Source organism: Paroceanicella profunda, from assembly GCF_005887635.2.
GTDB lineage: Bacteria > Pseudomonadota > Alphaproteobacteria > Rhodobacterales > Rhodobacteraceae > Paroceanicella > Paroceanicella profunda.
Window position 1 is genome coordinate 1 of record NZ_CP040823.1, and the last position, 20,542, is coordinate 20,542.

Below are 20,542 nucleotides of genomic sequence, written 5' to 3' on the forward strand. Positions count from 1 at the left end.
ACGTAGAAACTCTCTGCAATCCACGAAATCCGAAACCGAACTGGCCAAGACCAAACGCCCAGCCGACGAGAGAAAGCACGCCCTAGGGAGAGATCGCGAAGACCGACAAAGAACGCGGAATAGGCAACGGGAACGAGCAGGAGAAGCGAGAAAGGCGGGAAAGTCAGAACGGTCAGCGCCCCGGCGGCGAAACCAAGCGTCATCCGCGAAAGCAAACGGTGGCGCAGAGCGATGCGGTTCAGAATTTTCGGTTTCACGACTTGATCGAACGCCGCGCGCTGATCCATGGCGCGGCGAGCAAGAGCCCCACGCCACTGACAACAAATATATCGGCCATGTTGAAGGCAGGCCAATGTGTTGTGCCAATGTAGAAATCGAGAAAGTCTGTTACAGCCCGATACCGCACACGATCGATAACATTGCCCAAGGCTCCGCCAATGATCGCGCCATAGGCAAGTGTTTCGACCGCATTTTCGGCGCGAAACAGCATAACCCCCAGCCAAACACAGATGGCAAGAGCGAGAGCGATGAGGCTCCACCACGGAGCGCCGCCCAGCATCCCGAAAGTCACGCCGTCATTACGATAAAAGACGAGGTTGAATCCCGGAAACACGGAAATCCCGGCGCTTAAAGTGACGGCATTCGCAACGACAATGGCTTTGGTGATCTGATCGATCGCGAACGCAGCAAGCGCTGCAAAGACGCCGATCATCGCAGATACTTTGTATGATGACATTGCCTCATCCCAACCAGACATCGAGAAACAGCATCAGAACGAGCCCGACTGCGAGACCGAGCGTCGCCCTGTTCTGATGGCCGCTGCGATGGGTTTCGGGGATGATTTCGTGGCTGATGACGTAGAGCATTGCGCCGCGGCAAAGGCCAGTCCCCATGGCAGCAGCGGTTCCGACAGCGTGATGATCCCGGCCCCGAGCAGGCCGCCAATCGGCTCGACCATGCCCGTCAGCGCCGCGATGCCCCAGGCGCGCAGCTTCGGATATCCCCTCCAGCAGAGATACAGCGACGGCCAATCCTTCGGGCGCATTCTGAAGCCCGATGCCGACAGCAAGCGGCAAACCGCCCTCCATACCTCCGGATCCGAAGCCGACCCCGACCGCGAGGCCTTCGGGAAGTTGTGGATCGTGATCGCGATGATGAAAAGCCAGACCCGCCGCAAAGACGCCGCTTCGGGCCCTTCGCGTCCCGTCTTGAAATGCTCGTGCGGCAGCTTTTCGTTCATCAGCGCGACAGCCCCCATGCCCAAGAGGATCGAGACGCATACGATGGCCGCAGGCATCGCGCCGTTCTCGAACATCGGCTCGGCCGCATCCAATGCCGGGATGATCAGCGAAAAGAAGGAAGCGGCGAGCATCACACCGGCAGCGAAGCCGAGCGACAGATCGCGTGTGGCCCGCGACGGGATGCGTCCAAACAACACGGGAACTGCTCCGACTGCCGTGAGCGATCCGGCAGCCAGACTTCCGAGGAAGCCGAGCATGATCGGAGAGAGGTTTTCCATGGGCGGGCCAGGTTATCCTTCGCCGTAGCTCGAAAAGACTTCCGTCGACCCGTCCTCGCGGATGAGGAAGACATCATAGGCCTCGCGGTCGTCTTCTGGCCCCATGCCGGGCGAGCCATAGGGCATCCCAGGCACGGCGAGACCGACTGCGTCCGGGCGCTCATCGAGAAGGCGGCGGATGTCAGCGGCCGGTACATGGCCTTCGATCACGTAGCCGTCAATGAGCGCGGTGTGGCAGGAGACCATGCGCTGCGGCACGCCGTTGTCGAGCTTGAAGCGAACCAGCGACCCACCGAACATGTCCTGGCCGGTCGGCACAAAACCGTTCTCTTCGAGGTGGTTCATCCACGAGAGGCAGCAGCCGCAACCGTTCGTCTTGCGGACGTCGATCGCCGTTGCCTCTGCGAGGGCCTGGGCCGCCGGGAAAAGGGCGAGCGTGATGGCAAGAGCTTGGGTCATGCGTTTCATGGGTCAGAGCCTTTCGGTTGTCGTTTCGGCAATCTCGCTGCCGAGGTTTTCATTCAGAAGCGCCCGCGCCTCGGCCAGACGCGAGAGCGCGGCGGTATCATCCGCTTCGCTCTCAGCTGCTTCGGCGAGCCGGTCGTCAGTGAGGGGGTCAGTCGGGCGCCCATCCACGAGGACTTCGTAGTGCAGGTTCGGACCTGTCGCCGTGCCAGTCGCGCCGACGCGGCCGATCACATCTCCCGCCGCAACGCGTTGGCCTTGTGCCAGGTCTTCCGGCACGGCGCTCAGATGCGCGTAGCGCGTCATGGTGTCGGAGCCGTGCGAGATTTCGACCACACGGCCATAGCCACCGCGCCAGCCAATGAAACTAACCCGCCCCGGTGCCGTCGATTGAACCGGTGTCCCACGTGCCGCTGAAATCGACGCCTGTGTGCATCCGGACGTTGCCAAAGACCGGATGCGTGCGGCGTCCGAACACCGAGCTGAGGCGCGCACCCTCGACCGGCTGTGCGAAGACGCGCAGCACCTCGCCATCGACGTAGATCGTCGCCTGACCGCTGCCGTCGTCCGGCCATACGATCTCGCAAAGCGAACCGCCGATCTCCAGTGCGGCGAAGGCGAGTTCGGGCTGTCCGATCCTGTCCTCGCCGACCCGCGCCTCACGCCAGAGAAGCCTTAGTGCTTCGCCGCCGGCCATCTCGCGGCGGAAATCCACGGTCCCACCCAGCATCTGCGCAAGGTCCACGGAAAAACGGGCGGGTATGCCGGCTTCTTCGAGTGCCGCGAAGATCGAGCTGTCGATCACCGCTTCGCCGGCAAGGGTTACGATCTCCGGATCCGGAGTCACGACCTGTGTGGACAACCGCTCGCCGAACACCACCTCGATCCGAACCCCGTCCTCGACGGCAAGTGCGACGGTGCGGGGGCTGCCGTCCATGGTCGAAGCAACAGTGACCGAGTGCCCGGCCGCAGCCGTCGCAGATCGTATTCCGCGCCAAGCGCGAGGGCAACTTCGGCTCTGTCAGGTGCCGCAAGTCCAGCTTCGGACAGCAAGAAATCGAGCGTCTCGCCAGGTGCAATGTCGCGCGACCACGTCGACAGCGGTGGCTCGATCGCGCTTACCGGCCTGTCGGCGAACGCGACCTGCAGAAGGGGTAGGGAGCCGAGGTCGGGTGCATCCTCTGCCCATGCCGTCGCGGGCAGCGTCACGAGGATGTCAACGTTTCTAGGGGCTTCAGGACCTTGGGGCATCCAGCTACCTGCCTGGGCAAGTTCCGGCGGCACGGGTTCTTTCGACAAAAGATCAGAGATGGCGATAGCCGCTCCCGAAACCGTCCCCGCAATTGCGACACCCGCCGCCAAAGTTCTGAGCCTCATGTCGCCCCCTCCATTTCTTCTGCCAGCGCGCGACGGATCTTCGGCACCGCGAATTCTCTGGCTTCGTGATAGTCGATCATGGTGACGAACCGCCCAGAGGCTGCGAACAGGAAGACGCTCGCGGTGTGGTTCATCGTGTAATCGCCGCTCTCCGTCGGTACTTGCTCGTAGGTGGCGCGGAAGCCGTCCGCGACGCGCGCGATCTGCTCTTCCGGCCCCGTCCAGCCACGGAGCGCAGGATGGAAGTAGCCGACATATTCGGCCATCGTTTCGACAGTGTCGCGCTCGGGATCGACCGTGATGAAAACCACGTTCATCTCGTCGGCCTCGTTTCCCAGATCGTCGAGCCATCCCGAAATGTCCGAGAGCGTGGTCGGGCAGACATCGGGACAGTAGGTGAAGCCGAAGAACGCCATCGTCGGGCGACCGATCAGGGTTTCCGGCCCGACCGCGTTGCCCTCATGATCCGTCAGACGGAAATCCATCTCGGTCAGGGCCACAGGCCGCTGCCCGACAGGTTCAGGTCCACCGGGTCCATCGACCTGCCACCAACCGACGAAGAGCATCAGGGCGACCGCCCCGACACCAGCCGCCCCGTACCCCAGGATCGCCCGTCGCCGCATCAGTCCTCTGGCCCCCGCGCGGCGATTCCGAGGATCGGCACCTCGACCGTCACTTCGCCTCCGTCTTCGAAAAGCAGGGTCAGCGGAAAGGTGTCCCCTTCCGTCATCAGTTCTTGCAGCCGCATCAGCATTGCGTGCAGGCCCCCCGGTTCGAGCGCGACGCTCTCGCCCGGGGCGATCGCGATCTCCCCCGCCGGGTTCATGGAACTCACACCTTCGGCATTTGTCTTCGTCTCGTGAATTTCGGGCATCATCGCGAGCGGTGTTGTAAGGCCGATCAGCGTCACTGGCTCGTCGCCAGTGTTGCGGATCGTCATGTAAGCGGCCCCGGGACGGTTCATCCCGATGGAGGCGCGGGACCACGCGTTCTCGACGACAACATCCTCGGGTCCGGCCAGCGCGGGCGCTGAGAACCCTCCAAGGGTCAAAAGCGCCGCCAGTGTGCTGGTCAAAATATACTTTTTCATCGTTCTGATCCTGCCCTTTGTATTCAGCTTTGCGCGGCAGCGACTTCGGCGGCCACCAGACGACGCAATTCTGCCTCCCGAATGGATCGAGCGGCTTGCCGTTCACGAAGAATGTGGGCGTCTGGCGAATTCCCACGGTCTCGACGTCGGCACGATCCTGGTTCAGGATCGCCACGACATCGGGCGCCATCATTTGCGTGCGCGCGGCCTCGGCATCGAGTCCGGCCGTGGCGGCGATCTGAAGGATCAGGCCGGGCGCCGGGGCACCGTGCGACGCCCATCTCGGCTGTTCCCGCAGAACGGCCTCAAGCACCGGCACGTAAACGTCCTGCATGCGTGCCGCCTCGAGCACGCGGATCGCTTCCTCGGATGCCGCGCCGTGGAAGGGCGTGTAGCGGATCACGACGCGGACAGCATCCCCATGCTCGGCCATGATGTCCTTCACGATGGGATGAAAGGCGCGACAGGCCTCGCAGGCCGGATCGAAGAATTCGACGATCGTGACGGGCGCTTCCGCAGGCCCGAGGATGGGCGAGTAGGGGCGGATCATCGCGTCCGCGAGTTCCGGCGCAACAGGCTCCGCTTCGGCCACCGGGCCGGGGCGGGTTGCAAACCAGGTGGTTCCGCCGAAACCGGCGACGCCGAAGGCGAGAACGGACAGGATCAGGGCGCGTCGGTTCATTTTCGTGTGTCCTTCAATGAAAGGGCCGACAGCGCCCCGATCAGCGCGAAGGCGGCGAGGGCCATCAGCGGGATCGGGATGCCGAAGACCAGTTGGTTGTCATCGGTGCAAGAGGGGCCGGTGGCCGTGCAGGGCTGGATGCGTTCGGGAACAAGACCGACGTACAGCCCCATGTGCCAGAGGGCGATTGCGCCGCCGCCAAGCGCCAATGCGATGCCGTAGCGCCCCACACGGCCGTCCCGCCACCAAAGGCCCAGCCCTAGGATAATGGCCAAGGGAAACATGAAGGCGCGCTGGAACCAGCACAGCACACAGGGCGTCTGCCCCAGCACCTCGCCGATGAAAAGCACGGCAAGCGAGGCGACGAGCGCGATGATCCATGCCAGCCCGAGGGCTGTTTCTCCGGATATGCGGTTCATGTCGATCAGATCCTCTCTTCCAGATCGGCGAGAATCTCTTCGGCCGGGGTGCCGTAGGGCCAGGAGTCGGCAAAGCCCGCGTCGGGATCGAAGAGGAACAGATGCGACGTGTGGCCCATCGTGTAACCATCCGGCGCCGCAGCCTCTTCGACGCGTTCAAAGAAGATCGGAAACGTCTCGGATGTGGCGGCGATTTGTTCCGGCGTGCCCGTCAGCCCGATGATGCTCGCATCGAACAGCGGGACGTATTCGGCGAGTGCGGCGGGCGTGTCCCGTTCGGGGTCGATTGTTATGAAAATCGGCTGGACCTTGGCGGCATCGTCGCCCAGACCGTCCATCACCGCCGCGACCTCTGACAGGGTCGTCGGGCAGACGTCGGGACAGTTGGTGAAGCCGAAAAACACCAGCATCCAGCGCCCCGCAAAGTCCTCCTCGGTTCGAACCATACCCTGGTGGTCCGTCAGTTCGAATTTAGCGAAAAAAGGCGGTTCGGCGTCGGTTCGGGCGCGGTCGGCACGATAGTCGGACCAGAGCAAAAGCCATACGAAGGCAAGCGCTGCCACGCCTGCCAAAACCCAAAGAAACTTCTGTGCCGATGTAAGGGACAATCCTGTTCGCCTGTTATTGATTCTTATTGCATGTGCGGATACATCCTCTAGCCGCTAGAGGTTCAAGCACGAAATCATGGTATAGCTTGAACTCACGCGTCTGTGAATCCGACACTTGTTTATTCCGACGGCAAAACCTACACAAACTGTATCTTTTTCATGGAGGCGAAAATGCTCACGATCGGTACTCTGTCAAAGAAGACTGGCACAAAAGTGCAGACCATCCGGTACTACGAACAGATCGGACTCATGCCCGAACCTGGCAGGACCGAAGGCGGACAGAGGCGCTACGACAATGCACAGCTCGACCGACTGTCCTTCATCCGCCATTCGCGGCAACTCGGTTTCTCGCTCGATGCGATCCGCGAGCTGCTCGACCTCAGCGACCATCCCAACCGCCCCTGCGACGAGGCAGATGCCATCGCGCGTCGCCAGCTCAAACAGGTGGAGCAGCGCATGGCCCGCCTGAAGGCGCTGCGCACGGAACTGAAACGCATGGTTCACGAATGCAGCGGCGGGCGGACGGGAGACTGCAAGGTGCTTGAGGTGTTGCGGGACCATTCGGAATGCCTGACCGAGCACGAGGAAATCGGGGCCTGAAGGAATTCAGCCAACATTCCGGCTGGAACGCAGATCAGCCGCAGAAGTTAATGTGTCGTACAACACAGGCTGGAACCACAAAATGGCTGCTAGACAAAATTCAATGGAGAGACGGACGCTTTGGATCGTTCTGGCGCTCAATATCGGTTTGGCCGTGGCCTTTTTCGCAACAGGCGCCTTCGGCGACTCAAGTGCCCTGATCGCCAACGGGCTCGATAACCTCTCCGACAGCTTCGTCTACGCGATCAGCCTTTTCGCTTTGTCCCGATCCGACAAATGGAAACGCGGGGCGGCGAACGTTTCCGGCGGGCTGCTGATCCTGTTCGCCGCTGGTATCCTCTACGATGCATGGCGCCGCTACATCGGCGGGTCAGATCCGCTCGGGACGATCATGATCGCCATGGCCCTGTTTGCGGCGGCGATCAACGCAGTCTGCGTCTGGCTGCTCGCTAAGCTCAAAGATCCGGACGTCAACATCCGCGCGGCCAACACCTTCAGTTACAACGATTTCGCCGCGAACCTCGGAATCGTCTTGGCTGGCGGCCTCGTCGCCTGGCTGGGAACCAACTGGCCGGACCTCGTCGTCGGCGTGATTGTCGCCGGGATCGCGGCCTGGGGAGGTATCGACATTCTGCGCGACGCACACGGCGAACACCACAAAGCAGTTCATACGGGCAAATAGTTGCGGGAGATTCTTTCTGAAAGAAAGGGTTGAAGCTATAGTGACTATAGTAATTAGGCTTGTTCCAAGACGATTCGAGGAGCGACTCCGTTGCAGATGACCGACCCCCTACTTGCACCCACCAAATTACTGGATTTTGATGCCGCGCCTCTTGCGCATCTAATTGAGACCCGCGGCTGGCGCGGCTTATCCGAATACGATCGGATCGGAGCTGCCTATGATTTCGTTCGGAATGAAATCGCGTTCGGATACAATCGAGCTGACGACATCCCCGCCTCCGAGGTGCTTTCCGACGGCTACGGGCAGTGCAATACCAAAGGGACGCTCTTGATGGCGTTGCTGCGTGGTGTTGGCATTCGTTGCCGGTTGCATGGGTTTACGATCCACAAAGGCTTGCAGCGCGGTGTTGTCCCAGAGTTGGTGTATCCGCTTGCTCCGCAAGAAATTCTCCACTCATGGGTTGAGATCGAATATCAAGGTGCTTGGTTCAACCTCGAAGGCTTCATCCTGGATGACGCTTTCCTGACAGTCCTGCAAACGTCTTTCTCGGACACGGACAGTCTCTGCGGTTATGGCGCGGGCACGGATTGCCTTGGCGCGCCTCCCGTCACCTGGAACGGAGAAGATACCTACATTCAGAAATCCGGCATCGTGCAAGATTTCGGCGTGTTTGATACGCCGGACGCCTTCTATTTGTCCCATGAGCAATCCTTTGGATGGCTGCGTGGTGCCCTTTACCGTCATATCATCCGCCACTGGATGAATGCGCGCGTACGTGGTTTTCGCAGCGGTCGCCTGAAGACTGACCGACGCGCGACACACGCGCACGCGGAGCCTGCCAATGCCACATGACCACGGGCACGCGCCTATCGATCCGAATTCTGGGGACCGGCGGGTTGCCATCGCCATCTGGGCAAACGGGCTACTTACCGTTGCGCAAGTCGTCGGGGGCATATTCTCGGGCAGTCTGGCACTGATCGCCGATGCGCTGCACAACTTTTCCGATATGGCCTCGCTTGTCATTGCCTTCGCCGCACGCAAGATCGCGCGCCGCCCGGCCGATGAACGCATGACCTTCGGCTATGGCCGGGTCGAAATCGTGGCGGCCCTGATCAACTACACCACCCTCATCGTGATCGGCTTCTATCTGATCTACGAAGGTGGCATGCGCATGATTGATCCACCCGAAGTCATGGGGTGGACCGTCGTCATTCTCGGTGGAATTGCGCTTGTGGTCGACACGCTGACCGCAATGCTGACCTATTCGATGCAGAAGGGCAGCGTGAACATCCGCGCGCTTTTCCTGCATAACCTGTCGGACGCGCTTGCTTCGGTCGCGGTTATCGTCGGTGGGTCGCTGATCATCCTTTACGACATGCGTTGGGTCGATCCTGCCATCACCATCGGCATCGCGATCTACATCCTGTATCTGTCTTTCACTGAAATAGGCGGCCCAATCCGAACCCTGATGCTCGGGAGCCCGCCGGACATCGACAACGAGGCCGTCGTCGAAGCGATGCGGAAAGTCGAAGGCGTCGCCGACGTCCACTACGTCCATCTCTGGCAAATGCAAGAGCACGAGGCTGCGCTCGACTGCCATGTCGTCGTGGCAGCCGAGGGCTGGTCGAAGATCGAAGAGATCAAGAGCGCGATCAAGAAGCGGCTGAAGGAAGAGTTCGGCATCAGCCATTCCAGTCTCGAATTTGAGCATGAGGATCGCGCTCATCAGAACGCCGATCTCTACGGTCACGGCAACGCAAGTGAAAAGGAGAAGACCAATGTTCAAGGAAACGCTGACCGAGCATGATGATGTCATCGGGCTCGTCTGCGCGATTACGCGGACCGGCATGGGCTCGATCCGAGCAACTGGGTCATTCTGACCAAACGATCCGATCAGGCCAATGACGCGACGCGCCTTCTGGCGCGGGAATATGGGCTGGAGTTCACGATGACCGCCGACAGCGACATGATGATGCACGGAGCGGTCACCCATGTCGTGGACATCGGCGGGCGGTTCGCTGCAAAATTCCATGGCATGGACTTCAAGAACGTGAACCTGATCCTCTATGTCAGCGAGTTGATCAACAACGCCCAGCATCGACGCCGGGAGCCCAACTGGTGGGACCGGCTGACAGGTGTGTTTCAATGGGTGTCGTCGCGACTGGCGTCAGGCTGTCCTCGACAGACGGAGTTTCCCTGACAGCTCTGCGTCGGTATTTTGCGGTGATCATCCCGGCCAACTTGATCTGGGAGTTCGCGCATATGCCGCTCTACACGATCTGGAACGAGGGCACTTGGGGTGAGATTGTCTTCGCAGCCGTCCATTGCACGGGTGGCGATATCCTGATCGCCATGAGCGCGCTGATGCTTGCCCTCATGCTGTCGGGCCGGGGCTGGCCCCTGGTCGCCTCGACGCGGCGGTCTGTGACCGTCCTGACGGTGGTGTTCGGGCTCGGATACACGCTGTTCAGCGAATGGCTCAACATCGTGATCCGCGCGGCCTGGGCCTATTCGGACCTGATGCCGATCATTCCGATCCTCGATGCGGGCCTGTCACCTGTGTTGCAATGGATCGTGATACCGCTGGTCGCGTTCTGGTGGGTCTGGCGGCCTTTCAACAACGATCGTGATGTATGATGGATATTTCCGGCATCGGCATCTTCGCGGCCTTCCTGGCGGGTGCCATTTCGTTCCTGTCGCCCTGTGTCCTGCCACTGGTGCCTGGCTACGTCTCGTACATCGCAGGGCAACCAGATTTGCGCACGACGCGGTCGGTCGGCTTGCGGGCGCGCGCCGGGGCGCTCGGGTTGAGTGCCTGCTTTGTCCTGGGCTTTTCGACGGTCTTCGTCGCCCTCGGGGCCCGGGCCAGCGCGCTCGGATCCCTGCTGCTGACATGGCGCACCGAGCTAAACTATCTCGGCGGCGCGATCATCATTCTGTTCGGACTGGTCATGCTGGGTGTCTTTCGTCTCAATGCGTTCTCGCGCGATACCCGTTTCAATCTCGACATTCCCGGCGGTCGCCCGTTTGGGGCCTACGTGCTGGGACTGGCCTTCGCCTTTGGCTGGACACCTTGCATCGGTCCGATCCTCGGCGCAATCCTGACGCTCAGTTCGACCTCCGGCGGCATGTCGGACGGCATCTGGCTGCTGTCGATCTATTCCGCTGGACTGGGGGTGCCTTTCCTGCTGGCCGCGCTCTTCACCGACGCCATCGCCGCGCGGGTAAGGCAGATCGGCAAAGCCGGTCGCTGGCTCTACAAGGGCGCGGGTGTTGCCATGATCATCATGGGAGTTGCCATCATGACCGGGCAATTGTCACGGTTTGCCTATTGGCTGCTGGGGACGTTTCCCTTTCTCGCGACGATCGGGTGACGAATCTCGAACCAGCTCTAGGTGTGATGGCTGCAGTGTAGGGATTATCTCCGCCAATCAATGTCATCCACGCCGCGCCTCTGTAGAGGTCGCGGTGCCGTCAGCCGATCAGGTAGACCCGGATCGGCATCCAGATACCCATGACCATCATCATCAGGTTCTCGGTGAGCGAGACAAAACCGAGCGGCACCTTGCTGTCGCCCCCGACGCAGGCGCATTTCAGCTCGCGCTTGTCGATATAGACCGCCTTGAAGACCGAAACCGCGCCGACGGTGCCGATGAACAAGGCCACGGGTGCCGACAGCCAGGTGAGCGCCCCTGCGACCATGAGGATACCGGCGAAGGCCTCTCCGAAGGGATAGAGATAGCCGTAGCGCACCCAGCGGTGCGCCAGCAGGTCGTAATTTAGGAACATGGTCGAAAAGCTTTCGACATCCTGAAGTTTCTGCACTGCAAGCAAGCACATCGAGATCGAGATGAACCATTCCAGCGCGCGCAGGCTGAGGATGGTTCCAAAGCTGTACCATGACAAGCCGAGCGCCATCAAAAACGCGACGGCAAAGATCGCGATCACCGGTTGATAGGAGGTGTCCGAGCGTTCGCTTTCCGGTGCGTCAAGGCCGAAATGGACCCGCAGATCGTCATAGCCGCCGATGCGCTTGTCGCCGATCCAGGTCTGCGGCGTGGTCTCGACCCCGTGATTTTCCATGAAAGCATCAGTTTCCTCGCGTGTCGTCAGGTGGTGATCCTCGACCTCGTACCCTTCCCGTTCGAGCAGGTCTTTGGACTTGAGACCATAAGGGCAAAGGTGATCCAGCATGACCATCCGGTAGAGTTGGGCTGTTTTCGATGCGTCTTTCGGCATGGTGTTTCCTCCAGTTTCTGGTTCAGGCACCGCAACCGTAATGTCCGCGATACCCTGCACGCAGACCGGGCCCAAGTTCGAGAACGAGATCGGCGTCCTGCATTTCGCCACTATTTGCGGCCAATGTGCCGGTTCCGCTCGGCGCGCTCAACGCCACTGTCATGCCTTCCTTGCCCCAAGTGCTTCCGGCGTCGCCAGCCTCCAGCCGCACCAGATCGCCGCTGATCTTGGCGAGAGCTACACTCCCACCGTCGATGCGGCCCACCGCCAGCGCAGGCCTGCTTGTGGTGGTGTAGGTGAACGTGCACGCCGCGCCGTCCGGGAAGAGTTGTGCGATGTCCTCCCGGGTCAGGAATTCAAGATCGAGAATGGTGATCTCCGCCGTGGACAGCGCCTCGTCAAGGCTCACGATCTGCGCCGGTCCGCTTTCTGACTGTGCCGGACTGTCACCATTGGCGTCGATATCGTTCACCAGATAACGCATCTCGGCGATTTCCTTGTCCTGCGCATAGATGATCTCATCCGCCAACTTGCGCACGCGCGGGTCCGAGATATCGGCGCGGCTGGAGGTCATGATCGCGATCGAGTGGTGCGGGATCATTGCCCGCATGTAGCTGGTGTCGCCCACCGTCACCTGGCTGCGGACCAGCCAGAGCGAGGCGGCAAAGACCACAGCGGCACCGATGAAGATGGCGGCGTTAGCCGTCTTGCTGGAATACATCGACAGCATGAAGCCCAGCATGATGATCGCCATGGTGGCACCCATCAGGAGAGCCATGTAGACCCGCGTTTCCGACCAGAACACATGCGTCCAGAGGTAGGTATTGAGATACATCAGACCGAACATGACGACGGTAGATGTCGCGATCATCGCGAAAAAGCGGCCATATGACATGAAGTTGTCCTCTCTCGAAATCGTGAAGTATAGAGGTAGAACAACTTTCCCGCGCTGGAATGTTCCGAAAAAGCTGCAGCCAGTCGCACCTTATGGGTGGCGCTGCCCGCTGCGGGACATATCTTAATCCGCTGCCCTGGCGGTCCGGGTCTTATCCTCTTCCATAGCCAGATCTGCGAGAATCGGACAATCAGGCCTGTGATCGCCAGCGCAGGCATCGACAAGGTGCGACAGCGTCGCGCGCATCTCGGTCAGTTCTGCGATTTTCCGGTCGATCCGGTCGAGGTGTTCTTCGGCGATCTGCTTGACCTCGGCGCTGGCGCGGTCGGTGTCGGCATAGAGTTTCAGCAGGCTCCGGCAGTCCTCGATGGTGAAGCCCAAGGCGCGCGCCCGGCCGAGAAACGCCAGCTTGTGGACGTCGCTCTGCCGAAAGCTGCGATAACCGTTGGCACTGCGCAGCGGCTCGACCAGCCCGATGTCCTCGTAGTAGCGAATGGTCTTCGCGGGAAGGCCGGACATGTCGGCCACGTCTCCGATGTTCATGATAGTTTCCTCCTTGAGCTTATTCAGCCGGGACTGGTGACAGGTTGGCGGCAGAGCCGGGTTGCGCCTGTTCCTGCATCGCCGGGCGGACGCGGCGCAGGCGCAGCGCGTTCGTCAGTACGAAGACCGAGCTGAGCGCCATTGCCCCAGCCGCCAGCACCGGCGACAGCAGCAGGCCCGACACCGGGTAGAGCAGCCCCGCCGCCACCGGAATGAGGGCCACGTTATAGCCGAAGGCCCAGAACAGGTTCTGGCGGATGTTGCGCATCGTACGCCGCGACACTTCCAGCGCGTTGACCACGCCGCGCAAATCGCCCGACATTAGCACCACATCGGCGGATTCGATGGCGACGTCGGTGCCGGTGCCAATGCTGATGCCCACGTCCGCATGAGCAAGCGCGGGCGCATCGTTGATGCCGTCGCCTACAAAGGCGATGTGCTGGCTCGGGCCGCGCAGATCGTCCAATGCCGCCACCTTGCCATCGGGCAGCACGCCCGCGATCACATGGTCGATGCCGGTCTCGCGGCCGATGGCCTCTGCCGTCTCTCGCTTGTCGCCGGTGATCATGGCGACCTTCAGGCCCAGATCGTGCAACGCCCGGATGGCCGCCGCGCTGGACGGCTTTACCGGATCGGCCACGGCGATGACGGCGGCCACCCGCCCGTCGATGGCGGCATAAAGCGCGGTGCGGCCCTGTTCAGCCAGGCGGCGCTCGGCGTCGGCCAACGCGCCGATGTCCACCCCTTCGCGCGTCATCAGACGGTCGGCCCCCACCAGCACGTCGCGGCCTGCGACCTCGGCCCGGACACCGTGGCCCGTGATGGAGGTGAAGTTCCGCGCGTCGTGTCGAGTGACCGTCTCGGCTTCCGCCGCCCGCAGAATGGCCTCGGCGATAGGGTGTTCCGACTGCGCCTCGACCGCCGCGACCAGGGCCAGCACCTCGGCCCGTTCAAAGCCGTCGGCCAGCACCAGATCGGTCAGTTCGGGGCGCCCTTCGGTCACCGTGCCGGTCTTGTCCAGCGCCACCACATCCACTGTCGAAAGCTGTTGCAGCGCATCGCCCTTGCGGAACAGCACGCCCATTTCAGCGGCACGGCCGGTGCCGACCATGATCGAGGTCGGCGTGGCCAGCCCCATCGCGCAAGGGCATGCGATGATCAGCACGGATACACCCGCAACGAGGGCATAGGACAGGGCGGGCGAGGGGCCGACCAGCAGCCAGACGATAACCGTAAGCAGCGCCAGCGCCATGACCGCCGGCACGAACAACAGGGTGATCCGGTCGACCAGCCCCTGGATCGGCAGCTTGGCGCTCTGCGCCTCTTCGACCATGCGGATGATTTGCGCCAGCGTCGTATCCGCTCCCACGCGTGTCGCACGGAACTGGAAGGCACCGGAACCGTTGACGGTCCCGCCGGTGACGGGATCGCCCACCAACTTGGCGACAGGCACCGGCTCGCCGGTGATCATGCTCTCATCGACGCGGGCGCTGCCTTCGGTCACTTCACCGTCCACGGCAATCCGCTCTCCGGGGCGCACGAGCAGGATGTCGCCCGCGGCGATGCGCTCGATGGCCACGTCCTCAGGCTCTCCGTCCACCAGCACGCGGGCGGTCTTGGCCTGAAGGCCCAGCAGCTTCTGGATCGCTGCGCCGGTGCGGCCCTTGGCGCGCGCCTCCAGCCACCGGCCCAGCAGGATTAGCACGATGATGACCGCCGCCGCCTCGAAATAGACGGCACGCGACCGTTCGGGCAGCAGCGCGGGCGCGAATAGCGCCACGAGAGAATAGAGATAGGCGGCAGAAGTGCCGACCGCGACAAGGCTGTTCATGTCCGGCGCACGCTTGAGCAGGGCTGGAAACCCGCGCGTGTAGAAGCTGCGCCCCGGCCAGAGCAGAACCACCGTGGTCAGGACGAACTGGATCAGCCAGCTTGCTCGATGGCCGATCGTGTCGCCGATCAGACCATGCATGCCGGGGATCAGATGCGCGCCCATTTCCAGCAGAAACACCGGCAGGGTGAGGGCCGCCGCCAGGGCGGTCCTGCGGGCCAGCATCCGCGCCTCTTCATCCTTCCGGACACTCGTGTCTTCCGCCTCTCTGTCCTGCGGCAAGGTCGCGGGATAGCCTGCGTCACCCGCCGCCTTCAGCAGGTCTGCAACCGCAACCGCGCCTTCGAGATACGTTACCGTCGCAGTTTCCGAGGCCAGATTGACGTTCACGGCCAGCACGCCTGGCATCGCCGCCAAAGCCTTGTCCACCCGACCGACGCAGGACGCGCAGGACATGGAGGCCACGTTCAGGCGAGTGCTCTGCTTACGGGCCGGATAGCCAATCTCTTCCAGCTTTTCGACGATGTTCGAAATGCGCTCTGGCGCGTCGATCTGCGCCTGAGCGGTTTCGCTGGCGAGGTTGACTCGAACGTCGCTGACGCCCGGCAGGCCGGAAAGCCCACGCTCCACCCGCCCGACGCAAGAGGCGCAGGACATGTTCTGCAGGGAAAGTCGAAGGGTATGCGAATCCGACATGGGTGACTCCTGATCCTGGTCCTCCGAGAGATAAGGGTTCCATTCGCTGGAAGGTCAACAGATGCATCGAGGAATTTTTTCGGGCATTGACCTTCCCATAGGGGGACGGCCTAGATGGCAGCAGTAAGAAGGAGATCGTGATGATCAGGTTCAGCGTGCCGGACATGAACTGCGGACATTGCACCGCGTCGATAGAGAAGGCCATTGTGACGATAGACCCACACGCGACTGTCACCTGTGACCTGACTGCGCGTTCCGTCGAGGTAGATAGCGCATTGGATGAAAGCGCTCTGAAGGCAGCGATTCACGATGCGGGCTACGGATCGCAAAGACTGAGTTAGTCCCGGCACTTCCAGTCATTACTGAAGTACTCACTACCATTTTCGCGTCTTCTGTCTGACTGGTGAACGTTGCTATGTATCTATTGCGCAACAGTTTTGAGCGCTCGCAGCGAGAATTCGCCTGCCTCGCTAGAATGTGCCAAACCTTCCCGCGCTGTAAGCGTTGACTAATTTGTCAAAACGTCCAAGTTTCCGTTCATGAGAATGCGTGTCGCCACTTCGGTATGGGTGAAATTCCTCACTTGCTTCGCTTTTGCGTTGGCATTGGTTCTGTCTCCACCTTCTGCGGCACACGCGGCCTCGGGAATGCATGATGGTCAGCATTCTGGATCGATCAGCGCCCTTCTCAGCGAACCGACAGTTGGTCAGGGAACTGATATCCACGCCGACCACATGAAACACCCGGCGACAGTTGACGTGGATGACATATCCTCCGACATTGGTGAAACAGAGCATCAATCAACTCAGTGTTGTAACGGAATATGCATTTCTGTCGTCATTCCAGACGCAGACTTGGTATTCCCGGATCCTATTGCTGCGAAAAAATATATGATCCTGAGCGGTCAGACGCATTCCGTCGAAACAGCAGGGTTTTTTCGGCCCCCTCGATTCCTGATCTGAACCGGCGCCCAAATCGGGTGTGAGCCTTGCGCAGAGTCTGCGTGAGACAACGTTCACCAATCAGGTTACTTTCATGAAAATTCATCTACTTATGGGGGCTTCGGCCCTCGGGCTTGGCGCATGCGCCTATGAGCCCACCCCGTTGCCGTCCGTCGCGACCCAACAGGCCGTCGCCAACACGGCAGTTTCATCGCCGATCAGCTATCAGGACCCCTTGGCGGGCTACACCTATCGCGGCCCTACAGGTCCCCGCGACTGGCGTTCCGTCAATCAAGAACAGACGGAGGGCAACTGATGCGGGTATCGAAGTTTCCGCTGGTTTTCGGCTTTCCGCTAATCTTAGGTGCCTGTGCTACAGCTGTACCAGGCATCTACACGGAACCAAAAGCTGGCTTCGCCAATATTTCCAGCCAGGTCACACCAGCCATCGGCAAACGGACAGCCTTCGCCGAAACCCAGGCCGAAAACGAGGCCTTGAAGAAGCAGGTGCACGCAATGGTGCACCGCAAGACCATTTCGGCGGACACCGCCGTTCAGGTCGCGCTTCTGAACAACAAGGGGTTGCAGGCGTCATATGCGAACGTTGGCCTATCTGCCGCAGAGGCCTGGCAGCAGTCGACGCCGGAAAACCCGATCGTGTCGATTGGTGTCTTGGGCATCGGTGCGCCGGAACTGGGTGCCTATAGGGCAATCGAAGGCCTGATCCGCTCCAACGTTCTTGATGCCACCACCCGTAAGCAGCGTACGGCCATTGCAGACGCAAACTTTCGGCAGGCTCAACTGAGCGCCGTGAACGACACGCTCGCACTGGCCAATCAGACGCGGAAGGCATGGGTCGACGCCGTAGCTGCCTTCGAGGCCGTGAGCTATCTGCGCCGCGCGAAAGCGACCTCTGACGCCGGATCGGAATTGGCGATGAGGCTTGGCGAGACCGGCGCGCTGAACAAAGCCGGGCAGGCCCGTGAACAGGCCTTCAACGCCGAACTCGCCGGACAACTTGCCCAGGCACGCCTGAATGCTACCCGGTCCAAGGAGCAGCTGACCAGGCTCATGGGGCTGTGGGGCACCGAGGTCGACTATTATGTGCCCGATGCCCTTCCTGCGCTGCCGCGTTCGGTCGGCCGTGTGACTGACATCGAAGCGAAGGCATTGCGAAATCGGGTTGATCTGCGCGTTGCCAAACTTGGCTTGGAAGCGCAGGCCAAGGCTTTTGGTCTGACTGATCAGACGCGCATCGTCAGCGATCTGGAGATCGTCGCGGGAGCTGAATTCGAGCGCGAAGTCGATGGCACTGGCGACATCGAAACAAAGGCATTGCCTCAGGTGGAAGTGGAGTTCGCAATCCCGATCTACGACACCGGCAAGGCCCGGATGCGCAAGGCGGAATTGTCGTACCTGCAAGCAGCCAACGTGCTTGCGGAGAAAGCCGTCAACGTCCGGTCCGAAGCGCGTGGTGCTGAAGCCTCTTATCATGCGTCATATAAGATCGCCCGCCACTACCGCGACGTTCTGGTGCCGCTACGCACGACCGTCGAAGAAGAGGGTCTGCTGTCCTATAACGGCATGATCACCAACACTTTCGAGCTGCTGACAGACGTGCGCGAGAAACTTGGCGCATCACTGGAAGCGGCAAACGCAAAACGCGAATTCTACATGGCTCAGGCTGACCTGACCGCTGCGATCTATGGCGGCGGAGATGGCGGCGGTGCTGGTGGAGAAGGCGCAACACTTGCCGCCGGTGGCGGCGCAGGACACTGAAAGGAACTGACATGCTAAATAGACGTCAATTACTCGGAGCCGGCGCGGCAGGTGCAACGATGGTCTCTTCGAAAGCCTGGGGTCAAACCCTGAACATGGGCCTGCCCGAAGCTGCCCAAATGGATAGCGCAGCAACGGCGATCACGGCGCGTCCCAATTCCGGGCCGGACTACACACCTGTGGTCACATTGAACGGGTGGACCCTGCCGCACCGGATGAACAACGGGGTGAAAGAATTTCACCTCGTGGCCGAACCGGTAGAACGCGAGCTTGCCGACGGCATGATCGCGCATTTGTGGGGCTACAACGGCCAATCCACCGGCCCGACGATCGAAGCAGTCGAAGGCGACCGGGTGCGCATCTACGTCACCAATAAGCTGCCGGAAGGCACAACGGTGCACTGGCACGGGCTCATTCTTCCTTCAGGCATGGATGGGGTCTCCGGGTTGAGCCATCCAAGCATCCCGCCGGGCAAAACCTTCGTCTACGAATTCGACTTGGTGAAGTCTGGAACGTTCATGTACCACCCCCACGGCGATGAAATGACCCAGATGGCGATGGGGATGATGGGCATGTTCGTGGTCCACCCCAAGGATCCCACATTCATGCCGGTGGATCGTGATTTCCTGATCATGCTGAATGCTTTCGACATCGATCCGGGTACCTATGTACCCCGCATCATGACGATGACGGATTTCAACCTTTGGACCTGGAACAGCCGGATCTTCCCCGACATCGATCCGCTGGTCGTGAACAAGGGCGACCGGGTGCGAGTACGGGTTGGGAACCTTACGATGACGAACCACCCGATCCATATGCACGGCTATGACTTCAAGGTCACCTGCACGGATGGCGGCTGGGTGCCGCCTGAAGCACAGTGGCCGGAGGTCAGCATCGACATTCCCGTAGGTGCGATGCGCGCCTACGAATTCGTCGCCGATCATCTGGGAGATTGGGCGATCCATTGCCACAAATCGCACCATACGATGAACGCCATGGGCCATGACGTGCCGACGTTCATCGGGGTGAACAAGAAGCCGCTGACCCAGAAGATCCGTCAATTCCAGCCGGAATACATGCCGATGGGCATGTCCGGCATGGGGGACATGGCAAAAATGGAAATGCCGCTACCCGACAATACCATCCCGATGATGACGGGTTGGGGGCCCTACGGCCCCATCGAGATGGGCGGCATGTTTTCGGTCGTAAAGGTGCGGGACGGCATCGACGCGGACGATTACTCCGATCCCGGCTGGTACGAAAATCCTCCGGGCGAGATGGCCTACGAATGGACTGGCGAATTGCCCGAGTTCGCCTCGAACAACAGTCCCAAGACCATTCTCACACCAAAACCAAACTCGAAGGGCTGAACGGCCCTTCGTCGACTCCAACCAAACCAAACCTACAGGAAAACCAAATGAAAAAACTTCTTCTGAGCACCTCTCTCGTCCTTTTCGCTTCAACGGGGGCTTTCGCTGACGTTGGTCATGCCAAAATGGCCATCGGTATGCCCGGCCATACGGCAAAAGTCGACCGGACGATTGATGTAACCCTGCTTGAAAACGACGAAGGCGAAATGCTGATCGAGAGTGAGGAGATGACCATCAAGCAGGGTGAAACCATACGCTTCAACATCACGAACAAGGGTGAGCTGGAACACGAGTTTGTTCTCGACACGCTGGAAAATAACGCCGAGCACAAGATCGAAATGGCCAAGATGGACATGGAACACGACGACCCGAACCGTATCCGTCTTGATCCGGGTGCCACGGGCGAGGTCGTCTGGACGTTCGCGAATGCTGGTACGTTCGAAGCCGCGTGCCTGATCCCGGGTCACTACGAATCCGGCATGCACCGTGCGGTCTCGGTGGGGGACCAGATGGCTCAGGCTGACGTGGAATACACGAGCGGGACCATAAAGAAGATCGACGCCAAGGCCGGCAAGGTCACAATCATCCACGGCCCTCTGGTCAACCTCGATATGCCCGCGATGACGATGGTATTCCGCGCGGACGAAGCGATAATGGCCAAGATGGCAGAAGGTCAGGACATCGAGTTTGTTGCCGACCGGGTCAAGGGCAAGCTTACTGTCACGCAGATGAAGTGAAGACTGACCTTGGGGCCGAGGCGTACATGCCCGGCCCCAACGCTTTGAGGCAATTAAATCAAGCGCTAC

23 protein-coding genes and 4 pseudogenes are annotated in these 20,542 nt (G+C 60.8%); 13 read left to right on the plus strand and 14 right to left on the minus strand.

Going from position 1 to position 20,542, the window contains the following annotated elements; all coding sequences use genetic code 11:
• Positions 1 to 2: 2 nt before the first annotated feature.
• From FDP22_RS25050 to FDP22_RS23335, 10 genes and pseudogenes are all read right to left on the minus strand, one after another.
• Positions 3 to 287: pseudogene (locus FDP22_RS25050) on the minus strand (apolipoprotein N-acyltransferase); the annotation flags it as partial.
• Entirely contained in the window at positions 254 to 712 is a 459-nt protein-coding gene (lspA, locus tag FDP22_RS23295; RefSeq protein WP_009503845.1) for a signal peptidase II, read from the minus strand. The gene lspA and the pseudogene FDP22_RS25050, both read right to left, overlap by 34 nt.
• 28 nt (positions 713 to 740) lie before the next feature.
• Positions 741 to 1,519 (minus strand): annotated as a pseudogene (locus FDP22_RS23300) (ZIP family metal transporter).
• Positions 1,520 to 1,531: 12 nt separating this feature from the next.
• Entirely contained in the window at positions 1,532 to 1,987 is a 456-nt protein-coding gene (locus tag FDP22_RS23305; protein WP_028095369.1) for a DUF411 domain-containing protein, read from the minus strand.
• A gap of 3 nt (positions 1,988 to 1,990) precedes the next feature.
• A pseudogene (locus FDP22_RS23310) lies at positions 1,991 to 3,361 on the minus strand (peptidoglycan DD-metalloendopeptidase family protein).
• Positions 3,358 to 3,984, minus strand: a complete 627-nt coding sequence (locus FDP22_RS23315) for an SCO family protein (protein WP_028095367.1) — start codon at positions 3,982 to 3,984, stop codon at positions 3,358 to 3,360. The pseudogene FDP22_RS23310 and the gene FDP22_RS23315 overlap by 4 nt, the downstream one beginning before the upstream one ends.
• Positions 3,984 to 4,451, minus strand: a complete 468-nt coding sequence (locus tag FDP22_RS23320) for a copper chaperone PCu(A)C (protein WP_028095366.1) — start codon at positions 4,449 to 4,451, stop codon at positions 3,984 to 3,986. Before FDP22_RS23320 ends, FDP22_RS23315 begins: the two co-directional genes overlap by 1 nt.
• 23 nt (positions 4,452 to 4,474) lie before the next feature.
• Positions 4,475 to 5,133 (minus strand): annotated as a pseudogene (locus FDP22_RS23325) (DsbA family protein).
• Positions 5,130 to 5,552 carry a disulfide bond formation protein B gene (locus FDP22_RS23330; RefSeq protein ID WP_028095364.1) on the minus strand — a complete coding sequence of 141 codons (423 nt, stop codon included), beginning with the start codon at positions 5,550 to 5,552 and terminating at the stop codon, positions 5,130 to 5,132. The pseudogene FDP22_RS23325 and the gene FDP22_RS23330 overlap by 4 nt, the downstream one beginning before the upstream one ends.
• 5 nt (positions 5,553 to 5,557) lie before the next feature.
• On the minus strand, positions 5,558 to 6,124 hold the full coding sequence (locus FDP22_RS23335; RefSeq protein ID WP_028095363.1) for an SCO family protein: 567 nt from the start codon (positions 6,122 to 6,124) through the stop codon (positions 5,558 to 5,560).
• Between the two features lie 207 nt (positions 6,125 to 6,331).
• Between FDP22_RS23335 and FDP22_RS23340 the strand changes: the two genes are divergently transcribed.
• The 7 genes from FDP22_RS23340 (at position 6,332) to FDP22_RS23370 (ending at position 10,816) form a co-directional block, all read left to right on the plus strand.
• Complete coding sequence (locus FDP22_RS23340) at positions 6,332 to 6,760, plus strand: MerR family transcriptional regulator (protein WP_013959865.1); 429 nt, start codon at positions 6,332 to 6,334, stop codon at positions 6,758 to 6,760.
• A gap of 103 nt (positions 6,761 to 6,863) precedes the next feature.
• A complete protein-coding gene (locus FDP22_RS23345) occupies positions 6,864 to 7,442 on the plus strand; it encodes a cation efflux transmembrane domain-containing protein (protein WP_028095362.1) in 579 nt (192 codons plus the stop codon).
• Positions 7,443 to 7,538: 96 nt separating this feature from the next.
• Entirely contained in the window at positions 7,539 to 8,294 is a 756-nt protein-coding gene (locus FDP22_RS23350; RefSeq protein WP_028095361.1) for a transglutaminase-like domain-containing protein, read from the plus strand.
• Positions 8,284 to 9,249, plus strand: coding sequence for a cation diffusion facilitator family transporter (locus FDP22_RS23355; RefSeq protein ID WP_028095360.1), 966 nt, complete (start codon positions 8,284 to 8,286; stop codon positions 9,247 to 9,249). Before FDP22_RS23350 ends, FDP22_RS23355 begins: the two co-directional genes overlap by 11 nt.
• A 141-nt stretch (positions 9,250 to 9,390) precedes the next feature.
• Positions 9,391 to 9,642: a hypothetical protein gene (locus FDP22_RS23360; RefSeq protein ID WP_239032049.1), complete on the plus strand. Its 252-nt coding sequence runs from the start codon at positions 9,391 to 9,393 to the stop codon at positions 9,640 to 9,642.
• A complete protein-coding gene (locus FDP22_RS23365) occupies positions 9,588 to 10,079 on the plus strand; it encodes a hypothetical protein (RefSeq protein ID WP_138578370.1) in 492 nt (163 codons plus the stop codon). The genes FDP22_RS23360 and FDP22_RS23365 overlap by 55 nt, the downstream gene beginning before the upstream one ends.
• The gene (locus FDP22_RS23370; protein ID WP_028095358.1) at positions 10,076 to 10,816 is read left to right on the plus strand and encodes a cytochrome c biogenesis CcdA family protein; all 741 of its coding nucleotides are present in this window, start codon (positions 10,076 to 10,078) and stop codon (positions 10,814 to 10,816) included. Before FDP22_RS23365 ends, FDP22_RS23370 begins: the two co-directional genes overlap by 4 nt.
• A gap of 100 nt (positions 10,817 to 10,916) precedes the next feature.
• On the opposite strand, the gene FDP22_RS23375 is transcribed toward FDP22_RS23370, so the two are convergent.
• The 4 genes from FDP22_RS23375 to FDP22_RS23390 form a co-directional block, all read right to left on the minus strand.
• On the minus strand, positions 10,917 to 11,681 hold the full coding sequence (locus tag FDP22_RS23375) for a MauE/DoxX family redox-associated membrane protein (RefSeq protein ID WP_170317858.1): 765 nt from the start codon (positions 11,679 to 11,681) through the stop codon (positions 10,917 to 10,919).
• A gap of 22 nt (positions 11,682 to 11,703) precedes the next feature.
• Positions 11,704 to 12,576 (minus strand): DUF305 domain-containing protein, encoded by an 873-nt coding sequence (locus tag FDP22_RS23380; protein ID WP_009503819.1) that lies wholly within the window; start codon positions 12,574 to 12,576, stop codon positions 11,704 to 11,706.
• A gap of 123 nt (positions 12,577 to 12,699) precedes the next feature.
• Entirely contained in the window at positions 12,700 to 13,119 is a 420-nt protein-coding gene (gene cueR / locus FDP22_RS23385) for a Cu(I)-responsive transcriptional regulator (protein ID WP_009503818.1), read from the minus strand.
• 19 nt (positions 13,120 to 13,138) lie between these two features.
• The gene (locus FDP22_RS23390; RefSeq protein WP_138578372.1) at positions 13,139 to 15,646 is read right to left on the minus strand and encodes a heavy metal translocating P-type ATPase; all 2,508 of its coding nucleotides are present in this window, start codon (positions 15,644 to 15,646) and stop codon (positions 13,139 to 13,141) included.
• A gap of 140 nt (positions 15,647 to 15,786) precedes the next feature.
• Here FDP22_RS23390 and FDP22_RS23395 point away from each other — a divergent pair, with 140 nt between their 5' ends.
• From FDP22_RS23395 to FDP22_RS23420, 6 genes are all read left to right on the plus strand, one after another.
• Positions 15,787 to 15,987: a heavy-metal-associated domain-containing protein gene (locus tag FDP22_RS23395; RefSeq protein WP_009815466.1), complete on the plus strand. Its 201-nt coding sequence runs from the start codon at positions 15,787 to 15,789 to the stop codon at positions 15,985 to 15,987.
• 204 nt (positions 15,988 to 16,191) lie between these two features.
• On the plus strand, positions 16,192 to 16,608 hold the full coding sequence (locus FDP22_RS23400) for a hypothetical protein (RefSeq protein WP_239032050.1): 417 nt from the start codon (positions 16,192 to 16,194) through the stop codon (positions 16,606 to 16,608).
• 73 nt (positions 16,609 to 16,681) lie between these two features.
• The gene (locus FDP22_RS23405) at positions 16,682 to 16,903 is read left to right on the plus strand and encodes a hypothetical protein (protein ID WP_239032051.1); all 222 of its coding nucleotides are present in this window, start codon (positions 16,682 to 16,684) and stop codon (positions 16,901 to 16,903) included.
• Positions 16,903 to 18,366: a TolC family protein gene (locus FDP22_RS23410; RefSeq protein WP_138578377.1), complete on the plus strand. Its 1,464-nt coding sequence runs from the start codon at positions 16,903 to 16,905 to the stop codon at positions 18,364 to 18,366. Before FDP22_RS23405 ends, FDP22_RS23410 begins: the two co-directional genes overlap by 1 nt.
• Positions 18,367 to 18,377: 11 nt before the next feature.
• On the plus strand, positions 18,378 to 19,736 hold the full coding sequence (locus tag FDP22_RS23415) for a multicopper oxidase family protein (RefSeq protein ID WP_138578379.1): 1,359 nt from the start codon (positions 18,378 to 18,380) through the stop codon (positions 19,734 to 19,736).
• A gap of 47 nt (positions 19,737 to 19,783) precedes the next feature.
• Positions 19,784 to 20,473 carry a copper-binding protein gene (locus FDP22_RS23420; RefSeq protein WP_040618641.1) on the plus strand — a complete coding sequence of 230 codons (690 nt, stop codon included), beginning with the start codon at positions 19,784 to 19,786 and terminating at the stop codon, positions 20,471 to 20,473.
• Positions 20,474 to 20,542: the final 69 nt, after the last annotated feature.